Origin of the sequence: Streptomyces soli, assembly GCF_003999195.1 — a bacterium.
GTDB lineage: Bacteria > Actinomycetota > Actinomycetes > Streptomycetales > Streptomycetaceae > Actinacidiphila > Actinacidiphila soli.
The window spans coordinates 1-11,452 of sequence record NZ_RJVR01000372.1 but is presented as its reverse complement, the minus strand read 5'-3'; the positions used below and the strand labels follow the sequence as shown (position 1 = coordinate 11,452).

The 11,452-nt window shown below is 69.9% G+C and carries 8 protein-coding genes; all 8 read left to right on the top strand.

What is annotated here, in order from left to right; genetic code table 11:
- Positions 1-68 precede the first annotated feature (68 nt).
- Complete coding sequence (locus tag EFK10_RS45670) at positions 69-4,337, top strand: phage tail tape measure protein (RefSeq protein WP_164836466.1); 4,269 nt, start codon at positions 69-71, stop codon at positions 4,335-4,337.
- Complete coding sequence (locus EFK10_RS45665; RefSeq protein ID WP_127361530.1) at positions 4,334-5,233, top strand: phage distal tail protein; 900 nt, start codon at positions 4,334-4,336, stop codon at positions 5,231-5,233. Before EFK10_RS45670 ends, EFK10_RS45665 begins: the two co-directional genes overlap by 4 nt.
- Positions 5,234-5,243: 10 nt before the next feature.
- Positions 5,244-6,185 carry a hypothetical protein gene (locus EFK10_RS45660; protein ID WP_127361529.1) on the top strand — a complete coding sequence of 314 codons (942 nt, stop codon included), beginning with the start codon at positions 5,244-5,246 and terminating at the stop codon, positions 6,183-6,185.
- A 1-nt stretch (position 6,186) separates the two neighbouring features.
- Positions 6,187-7,275 (top strand): hypothetical protein, encoded by a 1,089-nt coding sequence (locus EFK10_RS45655; protein WP_127361528.1) that lies wholly within the window; start codon positions 6,187-6,189, stop codon positions 7,273-7,275.
- A gap of 5 nt (positions 7,276-7,280) precedes the next feature.
- Positions 7,281-10,376 (top strand): hypothetical protein, encoded by a 3,096-nt coding sequence (locus EFK10_RS45650; protein WP_127361527.1) that lies wholly within the window; start codon positions 7,281-7,283, stop codon positions 10,374-10,376.
- Positions 10,373-10,579 (top strand): hypothetical protein, encoded by a 207-nt coding sequence (locus EFK10_RS45645; RefSeq protein WP_127361526.1) that lies wholly within the window; start codon positions 10,373-10,375, stop codon positions 10,577-10,579. The genes EFK10_RS45650 and EFK10_RS45645 overlap by 4 nt, the downstream gene beginning before the upstream one ends.
- Positions 10,580-10,667: 88 nt before the next feature.
- On the top strand, positions 10,668-11,030 hold the full coding sequence (locus EFK10_RS45640) for a hypothetical protein (RefSeq protein ID WP_127361525.1): 363 nt from the start codon (positions 10,668-10,670) through the stop codon (positions 11,028-11,030).
- A 57-nt stretch (positions 11,031-11,087) separates the two neighbouring features.
- A partial coding sequence (locus tag EFK10_RS45635) for a hypothetical protein (protein ID WP_164836465.1) occupies positions 11,088-11,452 on the top strand: 365 nt, incomplete at its 3' end.

The window sequence follows — 11,452 nt, the reverse complement described above, 5'->3', positions numbered from 1 at the left end:
CGCAGGCGCAGGTCGTGCAGGAGGAGCGGGCGGCGGCCGCGGCTGCTGCGTCGGCTCGTGCTACGGGTGTGGCCACGCGGGCGACGGCGGCACGGCAGGCCGCTGACGGGCGGGCCCTGCAGGCGGTTGCCGCGCAGTCGGAGGTGGAGGCTGCGGCGTCGCAGCGTGCGGCGGCGAACGCGGCCGCGGTGCGGCAGGCCGAGGCGGCTGCTGCTGCCGAGACCCGCGCCGCCACCCAGGCCCGCATCGACGGCTACCTGCGTGCCGGGGTGGTGCTGTCGGGGGTGCTCGCTGTTGGCGTGCTGCAGGCCGTGGCGCTGGAGAAGCGCATGGCGAACGTCATGACGATCTCCCAGCAGATCAACGCCAGCTCGGTGAGCGGCTACACCGACCAGATCGTGCAGATGTCGACGGGCCTGACGCAGTCCGCGAACCAGCTCGCCGAGGGCCTGTACCAGATCGTGTCGACGGGCTTCGACGGCTCGGACGCGATGACGATCCTCAGCGTGGCCGCGAAGGGCGCCAGCGCGGGCCTGACGACCACCGAGACGTCCGCGCGGGCCCTGCTGGGTGTCCTGAAGGCGTACGGCCTGGGCGCGGGCGACGCCGCAGGCGTCATGGACATCATGTTCCAGACCGTCAACAAGGGCGTCATCTCCTTCGAGGAGCTGGCGCAGAACCTTGGTGACGTGGTGCCGATGGCGGCCGCCGCCGGCGTGGGCTTCGCTGACCTGTCCTCCGCGTTCGCCGCGATCACCCTGGCCGGTGTCCCGGCGGCGGAGTCCGCGACCGGGCTGAACCAGCTGATGACGCGGATGATGGCCCCGACCCGCGACCTGAGCAACGAGATGCACAAGCTCGGCTATGCGTCGGCGGCGTCCGCGCTGCAGCAGGACGGCCTGTACGTGGTCGTCAACAAGCTGATGAACGCCACGGGCGGCTCGTCCGAGGCGATGCAGAAGCTGTTCGTCGACGTGCGGGCCACCCGCGCGGTGCTGGCGCTGGCCGCCAACGACGGCCAGAACTACGCCGACACCTACCAGGGCATCGCCAACGAGGTGACGCGCGCCGGGGCCACGCAGAAGGCGTTCGACCTGCAGATGAACACCACCGCAGGCCAGTGGTCGATGTTCGTCAACCGCGCCAAGTCGCTGGGTATCGACCTGGGCCGGGCGCTGCTGCCGGTGATGCAGACCGTCGGCAACGCCCTGTCGGTGTTCGCCGGCGCCATCGCGGACGCACCCGGGCCGCTCAAGGACATCGGCGCGGGCCTCATCGCGGTGTCCGCTGGTGGCATGATCGCGCTGGCGGCGATCACGAAGGTGACCACGCAGCTGTCGGAGTTCCGTCTCGCGCAGACCGCAGCCCGCGAGGGCGGGGCGCTGCTCCCGGCGGCGCTCAAGGGCGCGGGGCTGGCGGTGTCGGGCCTGACGGCGCTGCTGACGGTCGGTGTGCTGGCATACGCGGCCTATTCGGCGTCGAAGGAGCAGGCGAAGCAGGCCACCGACGACCTGGTGGCGGCGCTGCAAAAGGAGCGGGAGCAGGGCCAGGCCGGGGCCGGTATCCAGAAGCTGACCGAGCAGCTCACCTCCGGTGACTTCGCCGCGAAGATGAAGGCCGCCGGCGTGGACGTCACCGACGCGGTCGACGCGGTGGCGACCGGCGGCTCCAAGATGCAGGGGCTGCTGCTGGACCTGGAGTCGCAGAGCAGCATCTACGCCACGAAGGTCAAGGCCGGGCAGGCGCCGGGCAACGCGGAGTACTCGCAGAAGTGGGACATCGCCGCGAAGGCCCTCACCGACGCGCACGGCCGGTGGTCGACCGCGCTCAAGCAGGAGGCCGACATTGCGGCGCAGATGGAGATCATCAACGCCAAGGTGATGCAGGCAAAGGTGTCGGCCGGTGCGTGGACGCTGGACATGCTGGTGCCGCCCGGCGACGACGGCCTGCCGAAGTACACCGACGAGATGAAGGCCATGGCGAAGGCCCTGGGCGACATCGTCAACCCGGCCAAGGCGTGGCAGGACGCGCAGGACAAGGTCGCCAAGTCCAACAAGAACGCCAAGGCGACGCTCAAGGACTACATGAAGGAGCTGAACGACCAGCTCAAGGCGCAGCGCAACTTCCAGGGCAACCTGACCAAGCTGGCCATGGCCGGGTACGGGGACCTCACCAGCCACTTCGCCGAGCTTGGTGTGTCGTCGGCGCCGATCCTGGATGAGCTGGTCACGCAGCTCGGCAAGGGCAAGACGAAGGTCGCCGACGAGCTGCAGTCGATCATCACCGAGTCGGCGTCGCGGTCCCAGGACGCGTTCCAGGCGGGCCTGCAGGAGCTGCCCGCGATCTCCGCCCGCTACGGCAAGAAGATCGCGCAGGAGTTCGCGGACGCCGCCCAGACCAACGACGCGGGCAAGTTCGCGAAGGTCATGCAGGACATGGCCGTCACCGACATGACCACGGCCGTGAAGAAGGGCAGTGCGGCCGCCAAGACGCAGCTGCAGCGCGGCATGAGCCTGCTGGCGCAGGTCACGAAGACCAAGGGCGCGGACGCGGCGACCGCGCTGCAGCACGCCCTGCTGTCGGGGGATGTGACCGGCGCCATGGACCAGCTGCGGTCGATCTGGGGCGCGGACATGCCGATCAGCTCCAAGGACCTGCGGGGCGTCGTCTCCGCGTTCAAGACGGCCGGCGGCCAGTCGAAGAACGAGTGGATCGGCATGCTGGACCTGATCCAGCAGGTCTCCAAGACCAAGGGCACCGAAGCCGCGCAGGCCCTGACGTCGGCGCTGCTGTCCGGGGACATGGCGCAGGTGCAGGCGCAGCTGGATGCGATCGGCGTGAGCGTGCGGGAGATCCCCGGTACGAAGACGATCTCTGTCAGCGTGAACCCTCCGGCTCCGGTGTCGGTGACGGTGATCCCACGTGTCGCGCCCGGCTCGGGCGTGCCGTGGGCGAACAAGCCGCAGCCGCAGGCCGACGGGTCGCTGCTGTCGTTCTACGCGGGGGGCGGCATGCGCGAGCAGCACGTGGCGCAGATCGCGCCTGCGGGGGCGTGGCGGGTGTGGGCGGAGCCGGAAACTCAGGGCGAGGCGTACATTCCGCTGGGGTCGTCGAAGCGGGCCCGCTCCAAGGAGATCCTGGTGGAGGTCGCGCACCGGTTCGGGGCGAGCGTCGACTTCCACGCCGAAGGCGGCCTTTCCAGCTGGTCGTACACGCCGGCGGGCGGTACGGACGGCCTGTACTCGCTGTCGTCGATCGCGTCGGACTCGATGAACTCCAAGGGCACCGGCCTGGACCTGGCGAAGTTCTCCAAGAACCTCCACACGTCGGTGTCGGAGGCGCAGCGGTGGCGCAAGGACCTGGCCAAGGTAGCTTCCCGGGCCGGTACGGACGTCGCTGCCGCGCTGGAGGCGATGGGCGCCGACGGCATCGATCTGACTCACAAGATGGCCACCGGCACCTCGAAGTACGTGAGCAGCATGGCCAAGGACCTGGAGAAGCTGGCGGCGGCCGCGAAGGCGTCGCTGTCGGACTACACCGTCCAGCTCACCGGCGCGGCCAAGCAGACGTCGGCGTTCCAGAAGAACCTGGCCAAGCTCGCCGCCGAAGGGTACGGGGACTTGGCGGCGCGGCTGGCGGCGCAGGGCGACCAGGCAGCGCAGGACCTCGCCGCGCAGGCCGCGAAGTCCAAGTCGGCCGCGTCCAAGGCCAACAAGGCTTCCAAGGCGGCGTCGGCGACGCTGTCGGACCAGGACCTGGCCGACCTGCTGACGGTCATTGCGGCGGTCAAGTCGAGCAAGACCGGCATCCACCAGGTCGCCGACGCCACGCAGCTCGGCGAGGACCGCATCATCGAGGTCGGCAACGCGGGCCTGTCCCAGTTGAAGAAGGCGCTGGGGTCGCGGGCCTCGAAGTTCGTGTCCGATCTGAACAAGGCCAACAAGGGCCTGTCGTATGACTCTGGCGGCATCCTGACGCCCGGCCTGTATGCGACGAGCAATGGCCTGGTCAGGTTCGCGGAGCCCTCCACGGGGGGCGAGGCGTTCATCCCCCTCGGGGCGTCCAAGCGGGGCTCGGCGACGGCTGTCCTCGAGGACGTCGCGCAGCGGTTCGGATACACCCTCACCAACCAGGGCGTGTCGGGGCCGATGGCCGTGGACGCCAAGCCCGCCGGCGGCGTGCACGTGGTGGTGGTGAAGGAGGCGACCGGGCCGCTGATCGGCGCGATGCCCGTGACCGTCCCCGACAGTGCCGGTGGTGCTGGCACGGCGCAGGAGATCGGTGCGGAGGTGATGCGGCGTCTTCGTGCCGCGCAGCGAGGAGGCAAGATCGGATGACGGCCCTTGGGGACTACCAGTTCGACGTCGGCGGGGGCCTGGTGATCGGCTCGGGCACGCTGCTGCCGGTCGGTGAGGTCACCGGGCTCGGCGCTCCCGACCTGCGCACCGCCGATGTGGACAACCCGACCGACGATGGCGGCTTCCCGGGCGTGGACCTGTTCGGGACGCGGACGGTGACGATCGAGGCCGGTATCCGCACCCCCGACGAGCCGGGCGCCGCCCTCGACCTGCTGGCCCGCCTGCAGCAGGCCACCGGCGCTGATGCCGTCCGCAAGACGGCGGGGGCACTGGCGGTGCTGCGCGCCAAGTGGCCCGGCCGGGACGTCAAGCGCCTGTATGGCAGGTGGCGGCGCGTGGAGGCCGTGACGATGGCGCAGGCCGTGTACGGCTGGATCCCGCTCACGCTGGACTTCGCCGCGACGGACCCGCGCTGGCACGCCGATGACTCGCAGTCGCTGACGATGCCGCTGGACATCTCCAACGACTCGCAAGGGTTTACGGCGCCGGTCCGAGCCCCGATCACCACGGGGGTGTCGAACCCGGCCGAGCGGCCCGGGTGGGTCCTGGGCGGCGGGGACCTGGCGGCGTGGCCGACGGTGCGCATCGACGGGCCGGTCACCAACCCGAAGGTGTGGGTGGTCAACACCGGCCGCTACCTGGAGCTGCAGATCAGCCTCGCCGCCGGGGAGTGGATCGACATCGACACCCGGCCCGGCACCCGCTGGGTGCTCAAGAACGGCAGCGGAAACGCGGCGCCGGCGTTGACGTCCGGCTCCCGCCTGGACCTGTTCCAGATCCCACCCGGCAAGAGCGAGATCCGGTGGACCGCCACCGATTACACCAACACCTGCCGCCTGACCCTGTCGTGGCGCGACGCCTACACCGCCTTGTGAGGACCCTTCAATGACGCTGATCCAGCCCCCGATGATGGTCAACGGCGGTATCCACCCCGCCCGCACCATGCGCATGATGATCCGCGACCTGTCGCGCGGGTCGCAGGGCGTGACCGAGTACAACGACCTCAAGGTGACCCAGCAGGCGACGCCCGGCGCCGGCGTACAGGTGGCCGACGGCTCCGGTGTGGTGCGCGGCGCCGCCTGGGGCCAGGGCTCCTACACCCAGTACAACGTCGGCACGGCGGCGGTGAACATTGCCTCGACCGGGGCGACCGGCCGCACCGACATGGTGGTGCTGCGTGTCCTGGACCCCGAGTACGAGGGCAGCCTGAACCCGGCCTCCGACAACATCGGCTACTTCTACGTCGTGTCCAACGTGGCGGCGACGGCGACGCAGCCGCCGGCGGGGATGACCGCGATCCCGCTGGCCCGCATCGCGATCCCGCCGAACACCGCCACCATCACCGACGCGATGATCACCGACCTGCGGGGCATCGCCAACCCGCGCAGGGACCGGCAGATCTACACCGCGTCGCCGACCGCCGATCAGAACTGGGCGGGCAACGCCAAGGGCACGTACGTGTCGTATCCGCCGGCGGCCCGCTGGACGTTCACCGTGCCCGTGTGGGCGGTCCGCGCCCGGATCGTGTTCAACCTGGCCGCGATGCAGGTCATCAGCGGCAGTGTGTTCGGGCACGCCACGTTCAAGCTCGGCACCGTCCAGGGGCAGGGCATCACCTTCGACACCGGCCCGTTCGTCAGCGGCGACCGGTCCCAGCGGATGAACGTCATCTCCGCCGACACGATCAACATCCCTGCGGCGATGCGCGGCACCCCGCAGCTGCTGCAGTCGATGGTGGCGCTGGACAATGCCGCCGCCGGATACCTCCAGGCGGACGCCGCCACGACCGCGATCGCGGATGTGGAGTTCGAGGAGGGCGTGTTCTGACGTGCACTCCTACCGCTACCTGACCTGTGACGTGCTCAGTGGCAGCGTCCTGGCGTGGAACCTGCCACTGACCGATGTGTCCTACGGCCCGGAACTGAGCGGGCCCGGTGCGCTGCAGGCGACGCTGGAGCCGCACCTGCCGCACCTGCTGCCCAGCATGGTCGACCCCGGCAACACGCTCATCTTCGCCGAGCGGGACTCCAAGCTGATGTGGGGCGGCCTGGTCTGGCGGGCCGAGCCCGAGGGCGGCAAGTATCCGATCGAGGCTGCCGGGTTCGGGTCCTATCTGGCGCGCCGCAACGATCTCCACGGCAACCTCAACAAGCGCGGCCCGTACACCTACGGCGACCCGTGCAAGCTGATCCGGGACGTGTGGGCGTACTGCCAGGAGCAGCCCGACGGGAACCTGGGTGTGGTCGTCGACGGCACCACCTCCAAGGCGAAGATCGGCACCCCCGCCGAGCCGTACGCCTCCAACTGGTGGGAGACCCGCACCCTTGCCGACCTCGTCGCCGACGCCGTCGCCACCGACGGCGGCCCGGAGTGGACCGAGCAGGTCGACTGGGTGAACGGCCAGCCGCAGCGCAGGTTCCGTATCGGCTGGCCCCGTCTGGGCACCCGCCGCACCGATGTGTCCTTCACCAGCGGCGTGAACATCGCCTCGACCGAGCCGGTCACCTACGACGGCGACACCTACGCGCAGGTCGTCGTCGCCCTCGGCTCGGGGGACGGGCGGGCCCGGCTGCGCGCCGTCGATGCGGTGCGTGACGGGCGGCTACGCCTGGAGGAGGTTTTGGACCTGCCCGCGGTCAAGGGCACCGACCAGCTGGCGGCGAAGGCCCGCACGGAGCGGATCGCCCGCCAGATACGCGGCGACGTCCAGCAGGTCGACATCATCGACCACCCCGCGGCCCGCTTCGGGTCGTTCGCGGTGGGCGACGACGTGTGGGTGCAGATCCACGACGAGTGGACGGACTATGACGGTTGGGCGCGGGTGACCGGATGGTCGCTCACGCCGGCGCAGGGGGACCAGCAGGAACGGATGACGGTGAGCCTGGCGCGCGCCGACTCCTTCACTTACGGAGGCTGAACCCTTTGGCTGACACCCTCACTCTTCTGGCGGGCAGGATCGCCGCCCTGGAGCGTCAGGTGCGGGACCTGTCGCGCTCCAGCCGCCTGGCGAACTCCTCGATCGAGAACGGGGCCATCGCCGTCTACGACGACGCCGGGGCGCTGCGCGGCAGCATCGGCGTGCAGCAGGACGGCACGGTGGCGCTGGCGGCCGTCAACGGCCCCACTCCGCCTGTGCCGTCCGCGCCCACGGTCACCTCCGTCCTCGGCGGTGTCGGCGTGTCCTGGGACGGGACGTTCGCGGACGGCAGCCAGGCCCCGGCCGACTTCGCCTCTGTCGAGGTCCACTTCTCCTCCTCGGCGGACTTCGCCGCCGACTCCTTGTTCTCCGCGCTCCATTCCGCCTCTGGCAGCAGCATGACCGTGCCCGTCGACGGGCCGGTGTGGGTGCGGCTGGTGTGCGTGTCGACCTCCGGTGTGGCGTCCGGGCCGTCTGCTGTGGCGGGCCCGGCCGGGCCCGCCGAGGTGGTCGCCCAGTCCGTGCTGGACGGCATCGTCACCGAACTGGCTCTCGCCGACGGCGCGGTCACCGCCGCGAAGATCGAGGCGGGGGCGGTGGGCAGCGTCGCCCTGGCCGATGGTGGCGTCCTGGAGGAGCACCTGCACGACGCCGCGGTCAGTGTCGGCAAGCTCGCCAACGGGGCCGTGACCGACCTCAAGTTGGCTGATGACGCGGTCACGGCCGCCAAGTTGGCCACGAACTCGGTGGACTCCACCGCGCTCCAGACCGGGGCGGTGCTGGAGGACAAGTTGCACGACCTGGCCGTGTCCCTGGCGAAGATCCAGGACAACGCCGTCGGGGCCGGGAAGATCGCGGCGGATGCGGTCACGGCCCGGGAGATCCTGGCCGGGTCGGTCACCGCCAGCGAGATAGCCGCCGGGGCCATCAGCACCGACAAGCTGACCGTCTCCGGTGGCGCCAACCTGTTGAGTGACCCGTCCTTCGAGGGCCCGTACACCGCGGCGCTCGTAGCGGGCAGCCCGTGGTGGTCGATCGCCGCCACGGGCAACGGTTCAGCCAAGTCCTTGAAGGTCGATGCGACTGCTGCCACTGCATCGACCCGGGACATGCCGCTGACCACGGTCCCGATCCTGCCCGGCGACCAGCTGTACGTGGCGTACGACTACCAGGCGTCCAGCAACTGGGCCGGGGCCGCGCTCAAGATCTACGCGGCCTGGCTGGACTCCTCTGGCGCGGACATCAGCTACAGCACCGTGGAGACCACCACGCCGGTCCTCGGGCCGACCTGGCAGCGTCTGTCCGGCACTCTCACCGCCCCGGCCCTGGCGGTCAAGGCCCGCATCGTCTGCCAGAGCTTCCAGGGCACTGCCGGAACGGTGATGTGGGACAACGCGGCCGTGCGGCCCGTGCTGCCCGGCACGATGATCGCCAGTGGTGCGATCACCACGGCGAAGATGACCGCCGGCACGATCAACGGCGACAGGATCACCGCTGGCACCCTCGACGCCGCGAAGATCGTCGGCAAGTCGATCACGGCCGCCCAGATCTTCGGCGGCTCGATCACCGGCACGGAGATCGCTGCGGGGACGATCGCCGCGGCCAACCTGGCCGCCGGGTCGATCACCACCGACAAGCTCACCGTCGTCGGCGGCTCGAACCTCTTGAGTGACCCGAGCTTTGAGGGCCCGTACACCGCGGCGTTGGTGGCCGCAGCGGGCGCCTCCTGGTCGGTCGATGCCACCAAGGGCAACGGGTCCCCGAAGAGCGTGAAGGTCTCCGCGGTATCGGCAGGTGCCACCACCCGAGGCTTGAATCTGACGACGTTCTCGATCCTGCCGGGCGAGCAGCTGTATCTGGCGGTCGACTACCAGTGCTCCTCGGACTGGGCTGGCCAGGCCGTCAAGTTCTACGCGTCGTGGCAGGACGCCACGGGGGCGACCTTCGCCTGGGGTGTGGCGCAGGCATCACCGCCGGTGCTCGGGGCGACCTGGCAGCGCCTCACGACCACCGTTACCGCCCCGGCCAATACCGCGAAGGCCTCCATCACTGTGGAGACTTTCCAGTCCACCGCTGGAACCGTTTGGTGGGACAACGCGGCGGTCCGCCCGGTCGTCGGCGGAGTCCAGATCGCGGACGGGGCGATCACCACGCCGAAGATGGTCGCGGGCACCATCAATGGAGACAGGATCTCTGCGGGCACCCTGAACGCTGACCGGATTGTCGGCCAGTCCATCACCGCGGCGCAGATCAAGGCCCTGTCCATCACGAGCGACGTGATTGCCGCGGACGCGATCACCGGTAAGACGATCACCGGCGGCACGATCACCGGTGCCACCGTCACCGGCGCCATTGTCCGCACCGCAGCGTCCGGCCGCCGCCTGGTGATGGACCCGAACGGCGGCCCCGGGACTTCCGGTGCCCTGCTCATCTACAGCGGCCATGCAAGCGAGGTCACCCCGGGGCAGATCAGCTCCGACGTCCTCGACCTGGGCGGCGGCCAGCTCCAGCCGCAGACGATCGTCGAAGCCCCGTATGTCTCCCGTGGCTCCGCCACGCTCCGGATGAACTCGCCCGTGCAAGGCGTGTCCGGGGGCACGGTCAGAATCGAGGCCACCGACGCCCTGGACGGCACCGCCTACAGCTTCTGGGACGCCGCGAAGGACACCAACGGCACCTCGCGGGTTGTGTCGTACGCCTCCAACGGGTCCGGCGGTGGCGGTGGCTTCACCAACGTGGAAGTGCGCGGCTCCGGACTTCACATTGATGCGAACGCGAAGAACCTGGACTTCACCGAGCTCGGCGGCCTGGTCGTCGACACCGGCGCGTCCGTGGCCGGCGTGCTCACGGCGGGCTCCATCGTGACCGGCCGTGTCACCATCACGCCATCGGCAGCCAATACACCGACATCTGTGGTGGTCACCGGCCTGAACGTGCAGGGCACCATCATCCGGGGCTTCGCCACCGCGAGTACGACCGCCCCCGGCACCGCTGTGACCGGCGTCGGTATCTCCTCCATCTCCTCCACCGGCCTGACGGTGTGGGTGACCAGGACCAATACGACCGCTACTGGAGTTGACTGGATGCTGATCGCATCATGAGCGTCACCACGTTCGTCCCGGCCACGTATTACGCCGCGGTGGTGCAGTGCCTCACCGAGACCTGCCCGAACTACTCCCAGCCCATCGACGTGCCCGAGCTGTACTCCAACGGGGGTACGCCAGGTGTCCAGTGCGGCCTGTGCCAGCACAGCATGGACATCGTGTCGGCCACGGTGCTGGACCCGCAGCCTGAGGTCTCCTGACCCCTCTCAGGCCGCGAGCTGACGTGGCGTCGCCCCGTGGCCGTAAGATCGTGTGCGGCGCGGGGCACGCCGACTTGAGGAGTGCGCGGTGACGCAGCCGCCGAGCGCCGAGCCCACTCTGTGGGAGCTGCACCGCGCACTGCAGCAGCTACGCGAAGACCAGAGCACCGGCATCAATCAACTCCGCGACGACCTGCGTGGCGACCTCGCGGCGATGAGTACCCGCTTCGAGCAGATGGTCACCAAGGACGTGTACCAGGCCGACCAGCGTCTGGTGAACCAGCGGATCCAGGCCACGGAGGAAGCGCAGCAGGTTGCGGTTCGCACCCGCGAGCGCGACCAGCAGCAGGCCGCCAGCACCCGCAGGTGGCTGGTGTCGGCGTTCGTCGGCCCGCTGCTGCTGATGCTGGTGGAGCTGTGGCTTACCAGCAAGATCGGCGCGAGCCCGTAGCGGCCTGCACCGCGGCTTCACCTATTCGTCCGGCGCGGGGGAGAAACGGCACCGGACGTGCCTTTGACTCACGGCATCCTCACTCACCGCTACGCCCACCACACCAAGCTGGGCCGCCACCAGGTCCTCGACGCCCGCTCGTTGGAGTGGCTCCACGAGCACCGTGGCGCCGTCCTCAAGCCTGCCGCGCACGCCCCGCGCATCCCGGTCCTCGATCAGGAAGACCTCCTCGCGCAGGGCATTGCCGTCTCGCAGGTCGTCGCCGGGGCGAAGGACGTCGACGCGCTCGGCTCATGCACCGGCAACGCCGGTACCGCCGCGGTGTCGGTGCTCCTCGATGACGAGCAGGCGCGCCAGGCCGGGCTGGACCCCTCCAGCGCCAAGGGCGCCGAGGAGTTCGCGATCGGCCTGTACGCGCAGGC